Here is a 12851-nt window from a genome sequence, read left to right on the forward strand (position 1 = left end):
GTCGGCCTATGCGGGCTAATCTGATGATCAGTCATGACGATTGGAATTATTTGCCCAGGTCACCGTGACCGCGACCTCTTTACGGGTATGGCGAAATTGATCCGTTCCGCGAAAGAAAAACGGGAGGCGGTGAGGTCATGACTAGACCGACCGGCCTGGAAGCGCACCCCGACATCGTGGCCATGCGGGCCAAGTATGAGCGGGCAAGTTCCAGCACGGCGGCGCAGGTGATAGACGGGCTGACGCTTCTAGCCGGGCTCTACCTGGCCATATCCCCGTGGGTGGTGGGGTTCAACGGCCTGTCCCGGCTATCGGTGAGCAATATGGTCACCGGTCTGGCCCTGGCCGCCCTCGCCCTGGGGTTCGCGTCGGCGTTCGGCCGGACGTACGGGCTGACATGGATCGCGCCGATCCTCGGGGTCTGGACGATCCTGTCCCCGTGGATCATCCGATCCCACACGACCGGGTCGATCTGGAACAACGTCATCACCGGCATCGTCATCCTGCTGCTCGGCCTCGGCGCCATGGCGGTGGGAACCCGCAAGATGCCGATGCGGCAGTAGAGGAGCGGCCGACCGGGTGTGGCGGGCCTGCCCCCACACCCGGAGCGCTCTCTCGCCGGGCGGCGCGGCGGCCTCGGCGGCTGTCCGGCCGTTTGCCGCGTTCAGCACGGGTATGGGGTCGTCGTGGAGCTGCGACAGAGCAACCCCGCCGAACCGGGCATCCGCCGCAAGCGCCGGGGACGCGGGTTCAGCTATCACTGGCCTGACGGACGGCCGGTCAAGAACCGGCGCGCCCTCGTCAGGATCAGAGCACTCGCCATTCCGCCGGCGTGGCGGGACGTGTGGATCTGCCGGGACGCCGAGGGCCATGTGCAGGCCGTCGGCACCGACACGGCCGGCAGGCGGCAGTACCGGTACCACGACGTGTGGCGGGAGGAGCAGGACCGCGCCAAGTTCGACCGCGTGTGCGAGATGGCGCGGCGGCTGCCGGCCTTCCGCGAACGCGTCGGCAAGGACCTGGAGCGAGACGGTCTCACCCGCGATCGCGTCCTGGCGGCCGCCGCGCGCATGCTGGACATCGGCTTCTTCCGCGTCGGAGGCGAGTCGTACGAGTCCTACGGGCTCGCGACGCTGCGCACGGAGCACGTGTCCTGCGGCAACGGCCAGGTGACCTGCGCGTATCCCGCCAAGGGCGGCAAACTCCGCGAGGTACGGCTCATCGACGCCGATGTGTGCGAGATCGTCTCCGCGCTCCACCGCGACAACGGGGACGGGGAACTGCTGCGTTACCAGGAGGGGTCGGTATGGGTCGACGTGCGCAGCGAGGACATCAACGCCTACCTGCGGGAGACCATGGACTTCGAGGTGACGGCCAAGGACTTCCGCACCTGGCACGCCACCGTGCTGGCCGCCGTGGGCCTCGCGGTCTCCGCCAGGACCCGTAACAGGACGGGCAGGAAGCGCGCCATCAGCCGCGTCATGCACGAGGTCGCCGACTACCTCGGCAACACTCCGGCCGTCGCCCGGGCCTCCTACGTCGACCCCCGGGTGATCGACGCGTTCGACAGGGGCCGCACGATCGAGCGGGCGCTCGTCGATCTCGGCGCCGACACCGACTTCGGGCAACTCGCCACGCACGGCGCCGTCGAACGCGCGGTGATCGCCCTGCTCCGTCGTTCATAGCCGCTCCCCGCCGGCGCCGCCCGCCGGTGCCAGGGGAAAGGAAGGGGAACCGTCATGACCGAGTTGAAGGAACGCCCCGCCACCAACCCGTACGCCTCCCTCTCGACCGCCGACCTGGTCAAGCATCTGTCGGAGGACGTCTCCCGGCTGGTGCGGGACGAGATCAGGCTGGCCACCATCGAGCTCACCAGGAAGGGCAAGAGGGCAGGCCGCGGAGCCGGGCTGTTCGGCGGCGCCGGAGTGGTCGCCCTGTACGGCGGCGGCGCGCTGGTCGCCGCGCTGATCATGCTGATCGCCCTGGTGCTCCCGCCGTGGATCGCCGCCCTCATCGTCGGGGTGGTCCTGCTGATCGTCGCCGCGGTGCTCGCGCTGGTCGGCAAGCGGCAGGTCGCGGGCGCCACGCCGCCGCTGCCCGAGGAGGCCATCCGCAGCATCAAGGCAGACGTCGACGCCGTGAAGGAGAGTGCACACCGATGACAGAAGACCCGATCGGCGCCACCCAGCGCCCCACCGCGGGCGAGGTGGGCCTGCACAGGCAGGAACCCGGCACCGCGACCCCGGAGTCCGCCGGGCCGTCGCTCAACGTGCCCGAGGTCCACGCGCCGCCCAAGCCGTACGTGAAACCCGTGGTCAGCCACGGCAGGGGCGACCCGCTCGCCGGTCTGTCCGAGACGCCGGTCAGGGCCGCGGAGTCCGGCGGCATGTCCGGCGGGACGGCGGGCGAGCCCGGCCGGGCCGCGACCGGACCGGGCCACTCCTCGCCGGACGGCGAGCGCGGCGGCACGCGCGTCTCCGAGGCCGACCGGCTGCGCGACGACATCTCGCGCACCCGCGAAGAGCTCGGCCGCACGGTGGAGGCGCTCGCGTACAAGGCCGACGTGAAGTCCAGGGCGCAGCAGAAGGTGGCCGACACCAAGGCCGCGGCCAAGGAGAAGGTGGCCGGCACCAAGGCTGCCGCCAAGGAGAAGGCCGCCGAGATGGCCGACCGCCTGCGCGGCGCCGCCTCCCACGCGCGGTCCGGCGAGGGCGCCACGAGCACCGACGCGCAGATGGACACCGGGCTGGGCCTCGGCGCGAGCACCGGCGAGCCGATGCCCGGGCGGCTCAGGAGCATGGCCGAGCAGATTTCGGACCAGGCCAGGCGCCGTCCCGGCGCGATCATCGCGGCGGGCGCCGCCACCATGGCCGGAGCCGGCCTGCTCGCCTGGGTGCGGCGGCGCACCCGCCCCAGCACCACGCACGAGGCCTGGCACGCGGCCAGGCGGGCCCGCGACCGCATGATGACGAGCCGCCGCTGACCGCGCTCCCGGACCGCATGATGACGGGCCGCGGCCGATCGTGCTCCCGGACCGGCGACCGGTTGGGAAACACCAGGTCATGGGCCGCATGTCGTGGTTGTGAGCGGCGGCGGGGCGGGCGGATGCTCGGAGAAGGCGTGCCACCTGGCATCCGCCCGCCCCGCCGCCCGCCGCGGCGGAGCCCACCGCTCCGCCGCGCCGGCCCGCGGCAGACCGCACGAGGTGAACCGCATGCCGCCGCATCCCAACATGGACCCCGAGCTGGCCGCCGGGCTGGAGCACGCCTTCGTCCCACCGGTGGACTTCGCCCGGATGTCCCCGCGGGACCTGCCCGAGCTGCGCGGCCGCATGGCCGGCGCGTTCGCGGCCATGCCGCCGCTCACCGGGCCCGCCGTGACGACGGAGGACCGATTGGTGCCCGGCCCGGACGGAGCGCCCGACGTCAGGGTGCGCGTCTACCGTCCGGCCGAGCGGCGCGGCCCGCAGCCGGTGCCGTGCCTGTACTGGATCCACGGCGGCGGGATGATCCTCGGCCTGGTGGAGATGGACGACGCCAGGGTGGCGGCATTCGTGCGCGAGCTGGGCTGCGTCGCGGTCTCGGTGGAGTACCGCCTGGCGCCCGAGCACCCGCACCCGGCGCCCGTCGAGGACTGCTACGCCGGCCTGGTGTGGACGGCGAAGAACGCGGGCGAACTCGGCGTCGACCCTGCCCGCATCGCCGTTGGCGGTTCGAGCGCGGGCGGCGGGCTCGCCGCGGCCACCGCCCTGCTGGCCCGCGACCGCGGCACCCCGGCCGTCACCTTCCAGTTGCTGCTGTCGCCCATGCTCGACGACCGGAACGCCACCCCCTCCGCCGTGCGGTTCGAGGAGGCGGTGGCGTGGAACCGCGCGGCCAACGCCTTCGGCTGGCGGATGCTGCTAGGCGACGCGGTCGGCGCCGACGGCGTGCCGCCGTACGCCGCGCCGGCCAGGGCCGCCGACCTGGCCGGGCTGCCGCCCGCCTACATCGACGTCGGCGAGCTGGAGGTCTTCCGCGACGAGTGCGCCGGCTACGCCCTGCGGCTCGCCCAAGCCGAGGTGTCCACCGAGTTCCACCTGTACCCGGGGGCGTTCCACGGCTTCGACGCGCTGGTGCCCGGCGCCGAGCTCAGCCGCAGGGCCACCGCGGAACGGACGGCGGCCCTGCGCCGCGCGCTCAGCCGCTGATGAGGTGGGCCAGCAGCGCGCCGCAGCCGGCGGCGGCGAGGCCGGCCGCGATGCTCGCGGCGACGTTCACCACCGCGAGCAGCCGGGCGCCGTTCTGGATCAGGCGGAGCGTCTCGTAGCCGAAGGTCGAGTACGTGCTCAGCGCGCCGCAGAACCCGCTGCCCAGCAGCGCCATCGCGCCGTCACCCGCCGGCAGCGCGACCAGGAAACCCAGCAGCGCCGACCCGGCGAGGTTGACGGTCAACGTGCCCCAGGGGAAGGCCGCGTCGTGCAGCCCCTGCACGGCGCGGTCGGCCAGGTAGCGCAGCGGCGCGCCCACCGCCGCGCCGACGGCCACGAGCAGCACGTTCACGCTGTGCCCCCGGCGCGGACGGTGGCCGCGACGGTCGGCGCGGCGGTGTGCGTGACGGCGGTGCGCGGGACGGTCATGGCCGGTCCTGCTCGTCGTGGGGGACGTAGCGGATGACCTCGACCGGATCGAGGACCACCAGCCCTTCGGTGACAAGCTCGTCCAGCCGGGGAAGGAAGGCGCGGATCCGCTCCTCCGCGTCCACGATGATGATCACAACGGGAAGGTCCTCCGACAGCGACAGGATGCGGGAGGTGTGGATGCGTGAGGCGGCCCCGAAACCCTCGATGCCGCGGACGACGCTCGCCCCCGCCAGCCCGGCCTCGTGGGCGCGGCGCACGATCTCGTGATAGAGCGGCCGGTGGTGCCACTGGTCGGACTCGCCGACGAAGACGGACAACCGGACCGCGGGACCTTCGATCTTCATCATGACCGCCTCGTACGGATCAGGCGCAGCGCCGCGTGGGTGAGGACGGCTCCCGCGTACACCGCGGGCACCGCGCACAGCACCGTCCCTGCCAGGTAGGCGAGCGCGATGCCGGGCGCGCCCGCGGTGGCCGCGCCGCCGATGTCCACGACGTACCCCGAGAAGGTGGTGAATCCGCCGAGCACCCCGACGCCGAGGAAGGGGCGCAGCAGCCGGTGGACCTGGCCGACCTCGGTGATCGTGGTCATCAGGATTCCGATCAGCAGGCAGCCGGCGACGTTGACGGAGAACGTCGCCCAGGGAAAGCCGCCGGGCGGGTGCGGGAACGCCAGGCCGAGCCCGTACCGGGCGAGGGTGCCGATCACCCCGCCTGCGGAGATCACCCCGAGCGTGCCCCACGGGCCAGGCGACGCGTCCATGAACCGACCTTATCCACGGAGGCGGGACGGCCGATCGCCGGGTCGCGAGGGGCCGGGATGCGCGGCGCCGCCCAACCGGTCGTCACGGCGGCCGGCGCGGAGGCCCGGCGTCAGACCCGGCCGGAGGTGCTCACCTACGTCATCTCCGTCAGTCGACCTCGGCGCTGCCGCTGACGCGGAGCTTGCGCCGTGCCCGCTCGTAGAAGGTGGTGGTGCCGAGCCGGACCACGCGGCCGGCCGAGCGCACCGCCGTCACGGTGAGCTCGTCGCCCGGCGACAGCCGCCCGCCGACCGAGCCGTCCACCTCGATGGCGAGCTGCCCGCTGGTCGGCAGCAGTTCGAGGGCGACCTCCTCGTCGGCCGACAGCACCAGGGCCCGGTTGAACGACGAGTGGGCCGCCGCCGGGACCACGAGGAAGCCTTCGACCAGCGGCGAGACCAGCGGGCCGCCGGCGGAGAAGTTGTAGGCGGTGGAGCCGGTGGAGGTGGCCACGATGACCGCGTCTGAGGCGTAGCGGACGAACGGCTGTCCGGCCACCGAGATGGACACCGCCGACAGCCCTTCGCCGGGGATCCGCACGAGCGCGATGTCGTTGAACGCGGTGACCATCTGGCCGTCGGGCAGGAAGGCCCGCACCGCCATACGAGGCTCGACGGTGAAGTGGTGGTTGTCGATGGCCGAGAGCGCGGGCGGAAGCTCGTCGACGTCGATCTCGGCGAGGAAGCCGAGCTTGCCGAGGTTGACGCCGAGGACGGGAGTGGTGCGCCCGGAGGCCAGCCGCATGGTGCGCAGCATTGTGCCGTCGCCGCCGAGGCTCACCAGCAGGTCGGCGCGCTCCACCAGAGTGGCGGCGTCCACGCGCACGGCGCTGCAGTCGATGCGGTCGACCTCGTCCGGCAGGCCGAGCACGGTGACGTTCCTGGTGCGGGCCCACTCGACGATCGTGTCGATGGCCTCCTTGGAGTCCCGCTGCGGGTGCAGCACCAGCCCTACGGTTTTGACCATGCCCATGCTCGCAACTGTACGGGGGCGGCGCCCCTCACGACGCCGCCGTCCGCCCGTCCGCCCGCCGCCGTCCCGAACGCCCGCCGCCCGTCCGCCGGGCCGCCCGCCGGCCGGCGTTCGTGAGCCGCTCGCCGATAGCGCGGGGCCGCCGCGTTGTGCGGTGAGAAGGCGGTCGCCGCGTTGATTGTGTAGTCGACACCATCCGCGATCGCCTATTTAAGTGGTGCTGACACCAGTTTGGCAGTCGATGAGCCGCTGTTCTGGGCGGATGACGCGCTGGTCGGCGCGGATAAACGGGGTGCGCGCCGGAAACCTCGCTAACTTAGGCCAAGAGACGGCCAATGCATCGCCCTGTTCCGCGCGTGGGAGGGCGCGGAAATCGGGTATATTCTTGAGGTGTTGAACTAAGCTCTGTGAAAGGAGTGGAAGATGGCGACACAGATCCAGACGCTTCTCATCGACGACCTGGAAGGCGGCGAAGCAAAAGAGACCGTGGTCTTCGCGATTGACGGCACCAGCTACGAGATCGACCTGAACGACAAAAACGCCAGGAATCTCCGCGAGGCTCTTTCGCCTTTCGTCTCCAGCGCTCGCCGTGCCGAGAGCGCCCCCGCGCGGGGGCGCAAGCGTGGCGGCTCCCAGCGTCCCTCTCGTGACAAAAGCTCCGAGATCCGCGCATGGGCCAAGGCGCATGGCCTGAACGTCAGCGAGCGGGGCCGCATCGCCTCGCACATCGTGGCGCAGTACGAAGCGGCGCAGTGAATGATTAACCCGTCCCGCCCGGTTTAGTCGCCCGGCGAGCGGGTGATCCGCCGTCTGGATCACCGCACGCGGACCGCCTTTGCGGCCGCCGTGCTCGCAGCGGGCAGAGGCCGTCCGAGTGGGGAGGACGGCCCCGCCCCATCTCCGGCGTCTCCTGGACGACGGGGCTGACCTGCGGGTTCGCGGCGTCCACGCGTGTCCGTCCGGCCGGCTCGTCGGTGCGTCCGATGGTCGTCATTCGCGAGAGGGTAGTGCTGACTTCAGCGATTTTGTCACTATGAGCACTATTCCTTACCGTGGTTACGTGTTAGCCGTGCGCCGCCCGGCTCTGGAGGAGTTCCCGGAAATCGTGGGCAGGCCGCACGCCGTCGACAGGGTTGCTTTCCGCGCTTAACGGGTGCGCGAGGGCGTCGATCACCGCACAACAAGCACTCCCGTGCCTTGGCGCGCCGAGGCGCCGGGTATGCCGGCGGCCGGCGCCCATGCCAATCCGAACTCATCCGTCCCGCCATGGCGCTTGACGCGCCGAGCTTGCCCCATCACTATCTTGTGAGAGCGCTTCCAGCCTCGGGCCGCTCGCACCCCGTCTTGTCCGCCGGAGGCCGCCGAACCGATCCGGCGAGGGCGCCGGTCTCGCACCTGCCCTGACCTCATGCCTGGTAATGGAATGACCACGGCGGGCGGGATTGTCCTGCATTTCCGGGACCGGCCAATCGCGGCCGGCGTGGCGGGCCGCTCCCGCTGTCCGCTTCCGGACATTCGCCGCCGCGCGCCCTTCCCAGTCGTCCGCGCCGCCGGCGATCGCGATAACGCAATGTCGCGCCTCGGGCGTATTGACCCCCCGCCGCGGGCTCGAATGCCTCCCGTACCTTTGCGGGCGTACGGTCCGGCGTATGGCTGTATGTCGCACCTTTCTACTCCTATAAGTCATAGGAGCATGACTCCCCGCGCACTCAGGGAGCCCCCGGCGTCACGGGGCCGGACGCGGCCATCACGCGCCCCGTGGTGACCACGACGCGATCACGGCGGCGTCAACTCCTCCTCAAGTGCCCGCCGCGCCGACGTAGCGCCGGGGTGGAACGGGTAGCCATCGGAGCAGTTGTCCATCAAGGGGGAGAGGGCAATGAAACGTGCTGTTCTGGGGGCGATGTCGCTGGGGGGCATCGGCCTGGGCGTGATGCGATGGCTCTCGTCGCGCCGTACCAAGGTCAGGGCACACCAGGCGGCGAGCCGCTGGCTGATGGTCACCGTCAACCGCCGTCCGGAAGAGGTCGTGTCCGACGGGCGGCTCCCTGAGCCGCTGGCCCGGCTGGGCGACACCGTCGAGGTCCGGGTGCGCGAGGCGCCCGGCGGGCGCGGCACCGAACTCGGCGCCCGCCCGCTCGCGGTGGTGCCCACGGGCGTCGACGAGGTGCTCGCCCGTCTCGGCGGCGAGGACCCGCGCCAGGCGGTGCGCAGGGCACTGCGGGAGTCCAAGTGCCTGTTGGAGACCGGGGAGGTGCTGCGGGGCGACGAGCCCGTCACCAGGCGGCCCACCGTCCCCGGACGGATGCTGGATCTCGCGACGCAGCGCGCGGGCGGGGAGGGACGGCTGTGAAGGCACTGTGCTGGCAGGGTGTGAACGAGCTGGCGGTGGAGCACGTCCCCGACCCGCGGATCCTCAACGCCCAGGACGCCATCGTCAGGGTCAACCTGACCACGACCTGCGGGTCCGACCTGCACCTGCTGGGCGGCTACATTCCGGCCATGCGGGCGGGCGACGTCATCGGGCACGAGTTCCTCGGCGAGATCGTCGAGGTCGGCACGGAGGTGCGCAGGCACAAGGTCGGCGACCGCGTGGTCGTGGCCTCGTTCATCGGCTGCGGACGCTGCTGGTACTGCCAGAACGACCTGTGGGCCGCGTGCGACAACTCCAACACCAACCCGGCGTTCACCGACATGCTGTACGGGCAGACGCCCGGCGCGGTGTACGGCTACTCCCACTCCATGGGCGAGTTCAAGGGGAGCCACGCGCAGTACGTGCGGGTCCCGTTCGCCGACTACGGCGCCTTCACCGTGCCCGACGGGGTGAGCGACCTGGACGCGCTGTTCTGCTCGGACGCGGCGCCGACCGGGTGGATGGGCGCCGACCTCGGCGGGGTCAAGCCCGGCGACGTCGTCGCGGTGTGGGGATGCGGCGCGGTCGGCCAGATGGCGGCGCGCGCGGCGATGCTCATGGGCGCCGAGCGGGTGATCGCCATCGACCGGTTCCCCGAGCGCATGATGATGACCGAGCGCCACGTGGGTGCCGAGACGCTGGACTACACGCGCACGGACGTGGTGGCCGAGCTCAAGGAGCGCTCCGGCGGCAGAGGGCCGGACGTCTGCATCGAGGCGGTCGGCCTCGAAGCGCACAGCACCGGGCCGCAGCGCCTGTACGACAAGGCCAAGCAGCGGATGGGCCTGCAACTCGACCGCCCGGCCGCGGTGCGCGAGGCCATCTACGCCTGCTCCAAGGGCGGGTCGGTGTTCATCCTGGGCGTCTTCGCGGGGCTGGTCGACAAGTTCCCGCTGGGCGCGATGATGAACAAGGGGCTGACCGTCCGGGCGGCGCAGCAGCACGGACAGCGCTACATCCCCAAGCTGCTCGAGATGGTGCGCAAGGGGGATCTGCGCACGGGCCACCTGGCGACGCACACCATGCCCTTGGAGCACGCGCCCCGCGGCTACGACCTGTTCAAGAACAAGAGGGACGGCTGCGTCCGAGCGGTCTTCCGCCCCTGGGCCTGAACGCTCCCATGGACGGACACCCTGGACACCTTGCGCGCCGACACCCCGGCCCGCCGGGCCGAATGCGCCGGCGCGGTCAGCCGGGGGGTGCGGGGGGGAGGAGGCGGCGGGTGGCTTCCAGCTCGGCCTTCAGCGCTCTCACCTGCTGTTCGAGCTCCAGGATGCGGCGGATCGCGATCAGCGTCATGCCCTCTCCGGACAGCTCGGCGACGTACTGCACGCGACTGATGTCGGCGCGCGAGTAGCGGCGCTGTCCCCCCGAGGACCGCTGCGGGCGGACGACCTCGAACTCGTCGAGGCGGCGTAAGAACGACTGCTGCACCGCGAGCATGTCGGCCACCTGCCCCAGCGAGTACAGCGGCGCGTGGTGGTCGTCGATGGGAAGCCGGTTCATGGGCGCCTCCAGGCGCGTCGGGCCGGCGCCGCGCTCAGGCGGCGCCGGCCCATCGTCTGACGGTCGTGTCGGGTCAGGCGCGGATCGCCCTGGTGTCGCCCCCGCGCTGGATCTCGACCTTACGGGGCTTCGCGCGTTCCAGGACGGGGATGCGGACCTGCAGGACCCCGTTGTGGTACGCGGCGTCGACGGCGTCGCTGTCCAGGTGCTCCGACAGGTACACGCGGCGGGTGAAGGTGCCCATCTGGCGCTCGCGGACGAACATGCGGTCGTCCTCGGAGAGCTCCTCCTCGCGGCGCGCGCTGACGGTCAGCACGCCGCGGTCGACGGTCACCTCGATCGAGTCGGGGTCGACGCCGGGAAGGTCGAAGCGGAGGACGACGTCATCCTTGCGGCGGATGCCGTCGAGGGGCATGACTCCGTGAACGCTTCCCTCGGCTCGACCCAGGGTGCCGCGAGTCAGGCGGTCGAACTGGCGTTCCACCTCCTGGACGAAAGGATCGATCGACGTCAACAGCATCTCCGGAACCTCCTTTGTGTGTCGAGGTTGAGGAAACCTCCAAGTTCAGTTGTAGGTTACCTGGCTCCTCCGCTCGATGCAAGTCCTGTTTCCGAGTCCATCTTCGTCGCCGCGCCCGCCCTCCGGGCGGGGGTGAGAGGCGCCGAGCCTAAGGTCCCTCGCCACCGGGACCTTCGCCGCTGACAGCCCTTCCCGGCCGGCGAGATGCTCGGAAACAGGACGCCAACAGGGGAGGCAGCCATGATCATGAATGTCGGCGACGTCATGGGCAGGGTCGCCATAGCGGTGAGGCTGGACACCTCCTTCGCCGATCTGGTCGAGACGATGCGCCGCTTCAAGGTCGGCGCCGTCGCCGTCATCGACCCCGATCGGCGGCCGATCGGGGTGGTCTCGGCCGACGACCTGCTGCTGAAGGAGATCGACGCCGAGCGCGCCGGCGCGGTCTTCGAGGGCCGCGGCAGGCGCAGGGAGCACGTCAAGGCCGCCGGGAGCACGGCCGCCCAGGTCATGACCAGTCCCGCCATCACCGTCACCGAGGAGACGCCGGTCAGGCAGGCGGCCCGGCTGATGCACGAGCACCGGATCAAGCAGCTTCCCGTCGTGGACGGCGTCACCGGCAAAATCGTCGGAACCGTGCACCAGGCGGACCTCCTCAAGATCTTCGTCCGGCCGCCCGCCGAGGTGCTCGCCGATGTCGAGGAGGCCGTCCGCCGGGCCGGTGTGGAGCCGCGCGAGCTGTCCATCCTGGTGGAGCACGGGCTGGTGGTCCTCGCGGGGACGGTCCCGCTGCGCTCGCAGATCCCGCTGGTGGTCGGGGGCGTGCACGAGGTCGACGGCGTCATCGAGGTCGACGACCGCCTCGGCTTCGGCACCGACGACCTGATCAGCGTGCCTCCGCTGTACCTCTGAACTTCCGCCGTGCCCTCCGAACGCCCGAACGCCCGAACGCCGAACGTCGCTCGGCCGAAGCGGGGAGCCTGGCCCTGGGAGGGGAGGGCGCCGGTCGTCGCCGATGGGCGGTCGTGTGATGGTGGAAGCAGCGGACAGGGCGTGATGGGCCGTTAAGGCACTGAGGGCAGCAGCGAGGGCACTGAGGGGGAGGTGCGCCATGGCCGGACAGATCGTCGTCGGCGTCGACGGTTCCCCGTCGGCCGCGGCCGCGGTCGAGTGGGCGGCGGACGACGCGGTACGCACCGGGGCGCGGCTGCGCATCGTGCACGTGCGCGAGCCGTGGACGGCGGACTACCCGTACAGGGCGGCGCCCTGGTTCCGCGACGCCCTGCCGGCGTACTGGCGGGCCGTGCTCGCGGCCGCGGTCGAATGGGTGCGCGGCTACGCGCCCGGCCTTGAGGTGAGCACCGCCCTGGTCACCGGCGCCGCCGCAGAAAGGCTGCGCACCGAGGCCGAGGACGCCGACGAGCTGATCCTGGGCAGCCGCGGCCTGGGCGGCTTCGCCGGGGTGGTGCTCGGCTCGGTCGGCCGGTCGGTCGCCTGGCGGGCCGTGGGACCGGTGGTCGTGGTCCGCCGCGCGACGCCCGCCCGCCACGGCGAGATCGTCGTCGGCTACGACGGCTCGCACGTGTCGGAGGCGGCCATGGACTACGCCCTGCGGCAGGCCATGCTGCGGGGAGCGCGGCTGCGCGTTCTGCACACCTGGCGCACGCCGCCGTTCTCGCCGTACGCGACGGCCGCCGCGGGCGGTCTGACCGAGGCGTCCGGGGAGGTGGACAGAGAGGTGCGGCTGCGCCTGGAGATGTGGCGGGACAGGTACCCGGGCGTCATGATGCGGCGGCACACCGTGCGCGGGCATCCGGTCCCGGCCCTGTCGGACGCCTCGCGGCGGGCCGACCTCGTGGTCGTCGGCTCGGGCGCGCACGGGGACGTGTACGGCTCCGGCATGGGAACCTCGGTCGGGTACGGGGTGCTGCAACACGCCCGCTGCCCTGTCGCGGTGGTCCACCCCCGCGAGCCCGCCGGCGAGCCGTCGCGGGCCGCTGTCTGATTAATGGGTAAATG

At 71.7% G+C, this 12851-nt stretch carries 16 protein-coding genes; 10 read left to right on the plus strand and 6 right to left on the minus strand.

Annotated elements, in window-relative coordinates; genetic code table 11:
- The first annotated feature begins 137 nt into the window (after positions 1 to 137).
- From ACZ6QO_RS29360 to ACZ6QO_RS29380, 5 genes are all read left to right on the plus strand, one after another.
- Positions 138 to 563: an SPW repeat protein gene (locus ACZ6QO_RS29360; RefSeq protein ID WP_465855249.1), complete on the plus strand. Its 426-nt coding sequence runs from the start codon at positions 138 to 140 to the stop codon at positions 561 to 563.
- Between the two features lie 123 nt (positions 564 to 686).
- On the plus strand, positions 687 to 1685 hold the full coding sequence (locus tag ACZ6QO_RS29365) for a DNA topoisomerase IB (protein WP_465855251.1): 999 nt from the start codon (positions 687 to 689) through the stop codon (positions 1683 to 1685).
- 54 nt (positions 1686 to 1739) lie between these two features.
- On the plus strand, positions 1740 to 2162 hold the full coding sequence (locus ACZ6QO_RS29370; RefSeq protein ID WP_465855252.1) for a phage holin family protein: 423 nt from the start codon (positions 1740 to 1742) through the stop codon (positions 2160 to 2162).
- Positions 2159 to 2983: a DUF3618 domain-containing protein gene (locus tag ACZ6QO_RS29375; RefSeq protein WP_465855254.1), complete on the plus strand. Its 825-nt coding sequence runs from the start codon at positions 2159 to 2161 to the stop codon at positions 2981 to 2983. The genes ACZ6QO_RS29370 and ACZ6QO_RS29375 overlap by 4 nt, the downstream gene beginning before the upstream one ends.
- A gap of 231 nt (positions 2984 to 3214) precedes the next feature.
- Positions 3215 to 4189 carry an alpha/beta hydrolase gene (locus tag ACZ6QO_RS29380; protein WP_465855256.1) on the plus strand — a complete coding sequence of 325 codons (975 nt, stop codon included), beginning with the start codon at positions 3215 to 3217 and terminating at the stop codon, positions 4187 to 4189.
- On the opposite strand, the gene ACZ6QO_RS29385 is transcribed toward ACZ6QO_RS29380, so the two are convergent.
- The 4 genes from ACZ6QO_RS29385 to ACZ6QO_RS29400 form a co-directional block, all read right to left on the minus strand.
- Positions 4179 to 4541, minus strand: coding sequence for a fluoride efflux transporter FluC (locus ACZ6QO_RS29385; protein ID WP_465855258.1), 363 nt, complete (start codon positions 4539 to 4541; stop codon positions 4179 to 4181). The two genes, ACZ6QO_RS29380 and ACZ6QO_RS29385, sit on opposite strands and share 11 nt — an antisense overlap.
- Before the next feature lie 73 nt (positions 4542 to 4614).
- Positions 4615 to 4968: a DUF190 domain-containing protein gene (locus tag ACZ6QO_RS29390; protein ID WP_465855260.1), complete on the minus strand. Its 354-nt coding sequence runs from the start codon at positions 4966 to 4968 to the stop codon at positions 4615 to 4617.
- Positions 4965 to 5384, minus strand: a complete 420-nt coding sequence (locus ACZ6QO_RS29395; RefSeq protein ID WP_465855262.1) for a fluoride efflux transporter FluC — start codon at positions 5382 to 5384, stop codon at positions 4965 to 4967. The genes ACZ6QO_RS29390 and ACZ6QO_RS29395 overlap by 4 nt, the downstream gene beginning before the upstream one ends.
- 148 nt (positions 5385 to 5532) lie before the next feature.
- A complete protein-coding gene (locus ACZ6QO_RS29400; protein ID WP_465855264.1) occupies positions 5533 to 6396 on the minus strand; it encodes an NAD(+)/NADH kinase in 864 nt (287 codons plus the stop codon).
- 423 nt (positions 6397 to 6819) lie between these two features.
- On the opposite strand from ACZ6QO_RS29400, the gene ACZ6QO_RS29405 reads away from it, so the two are divergent.
- From ACZ6QO_RS29405 to ACZ6QO_RS29415, 3 genes are all read left to right on the plus strand, one after another.
- Positions 6820 to 7152: a histone-like nucleoid-structuring protein Lsr2 gene (locus ACZ6QO_RS29405; protein ID WP_380842871.1), complete on the plus strand. Its 333-nt coding sequence runs from the start codon at positions 6820 to 6822 to the stop codon at positions 7150 to 7152.
- A 1123-nt stretch (positions 7153 to 8275) separates the two neighbouring features.
- Positions 8276 to 8749, plus strand: coding sequence for a hypothetical protein (locus tag ACZ6QO_RS29410; protein WP_465855266.1), 474 nt, complete (start codon positions 8276 to 8278; stop codon positions 8747 to 8749).
- Positions 8746 to 9921 carry a zinc-dependent alcohol dehydrogenase gene (locus ACZ6QO_RS29415; RefSeq protein WP_465855268.1) on the plus strand — a complete coding sequence of 392 codons (1176 nt, stop codon included), beginning with the start codon at positions 8746 to 8748 and terminating at the stop codon, positions 9919 to 9921. The genes ACZ6QO_RS29410 and ACZ6QO_RS29415 overlap by 4 nt, the downstream gene beginning before the upstream one ends.
- 76 nt (positions 9922 to 9997) lie before the next feature.
- Here ACZ6QO_RS29415 and ACZ6QO_RS29420 read toward each other — a convergent pair whose 3' ends face one another.
- Positions 9998 to 10315 (minus strand): MerR family transcriptional regulator, encoded by a 318-nt coding sequence (locus ACZ6QO_RS29420; protein WP_465855270.1) that lies wholly within the window; start codon positions 10313 to 10315, stop codon positions 9998 to 10000.
- A gap of 73 nt (positions 10316 to 10388) precedes the next feature.
- Positions 10389 to 10835 carry an Hsp20/alpha crystallin family protein gene (locus ACZ6QO_RS29425; protein ID WP_465855272.1) on the minus strand — a complete coding sequence of 149 codons (447 nt, stop codon included), beginning with the start codon at positions 10833 to 10835 and terminating at the stop codon, positions 10389 to 10391.
- A 240-nt stretch (positions 10836 to 11075) separates the two neighbouring features.
- Between ACZ6QO_RS29425 and ACZ6QO_RS29430 the strand changes: the two genes are divergently transcribed.
- Together ACZ6QO_RS29430 and ACZ6QO_RS29435 are read left to right on the plus strand one after the other, a co-directional pair.
- Positions 11076 to 11744 (plus strand): CBS domain-containing protein, encoded by a 669-nt coding sequence (locus tag ACZ6QO_RS29430; protein WP_465855274.1) that lies wholly within the window; start codon positions 11076 to 11078, stop codon positions 11742 to 11744.
- Between the two features lie 199 nt (positions 11745 to 11943).
- Positions 11944 to 12837, plus strand: a complete 894-nt coding sequence (locus tag ACZ6QO_RS29435; protein WP_465855276.1) for a universal stress protein — start codon at positions 11944 to 11946, stop codon at positions 12835 to 12837.
- Positions 12838 to 12851 lie beyond the last annotated feature (14 nt).

The organism is Sphaerisporangium sp. NPDC049457, assembly GCF_055586705.1.

Bases quoted from the DNA above. Each gene is read 5' to 3' on its own strand.
- ACZ6QO_RS29360 (WP_465855249.1), top strand. From the start codon at position 138: ATGACTAGACCGACCGGCCTGGAAGCGCACCCCGACATCGTGGCCATG.
- ACZ6QO_RS29370 (WP_465855252.1), top strand. From the start codon at position 1,740: ATGACCGAGTTGAAGGAACGCCCCGCCACCAACCCGTACGCCTCCCTC.
- ACZ6QO_RS29375 (WP_465855254.1), top strand. From the start codon at position 2,159: ATGACAGAAGACCCGATCGGCGCCACCCAGCGCCCCACCGCGGGCGAG.
- ACZ6QO_RS29380 (WP_465855256.1), top strand. From the start codon at position 3,215: ATGCCGCCGCATCCCAACATGGACCCCGAGCTGGCCGCCGGGCTGGAG.
- ACZ6QO_RS29390 (WP_465855260.1), bottom strand. From the start codon at position 4,968: ATGATGAAGATCGAAGGTCCCGCGGTCCGGTTGTCCGTCTTCGTCGGC.
- ACZ6QO_RS29395 (WP_465855262.1), bottom strand. From the start codon at position 5,384: ATGGACGCGTCGCCTGGCCCGTGGGGCACGCTCGGGGTGATCTCCGCA.
- ACZ6QO_RS29400 (WP_465855264.1), bottom strand. From the start codon at position 6,396: ATGGGCATGGTCAAAACCGTAGGGCTGGTGCTGCACCCGCAGCGGGAC.
- ACZ6QO_RS29405 (WP_380842871.1), top strand. From the start codon at position 6,820: ATGGCGACACAGATCCAGACGCTTCTCATCGACGACCTGGAAGGCGGC.
- ACZ6QO_RS29410 (WP_465855266.1), top strand. From the start codon at position 8,276: ATGAAACGTGCTGTTCTGGGGGCGATGTCGCTGGGGGGCATCGGCCTG.
- ACZ6QO_RS29420 (WP_465855270.1), bottom strand. From the start codon at position 10,315: ATGAACCGGCTTCCCATCGACGACCACCACGCGCCGCTGTACTCGCTG.
- ACZ6QO_RS29425 (WP_465855272.1), bottom strand. From the start codon at position 10,835: ATGCTGTTGACGTCGATCGATCCTTTCGTCCAGGAGGTGGAACGCCAG.
- ACZ6QO_RS29430 (WP_465855274.1), top strand. From the start codon at position 11,076: ATGATCATGAATGTCGGCGACGTCATGGGCAGGGTCGCCATAGCGGTG.
- ACZ6QO_RS29435 (WP_465855276.1), top strand. From the start codon at position 11,944: ATGGCCGGACAGATCGTCGTCGGCGTCGACGGTTCCCCGTCGGCCGCG.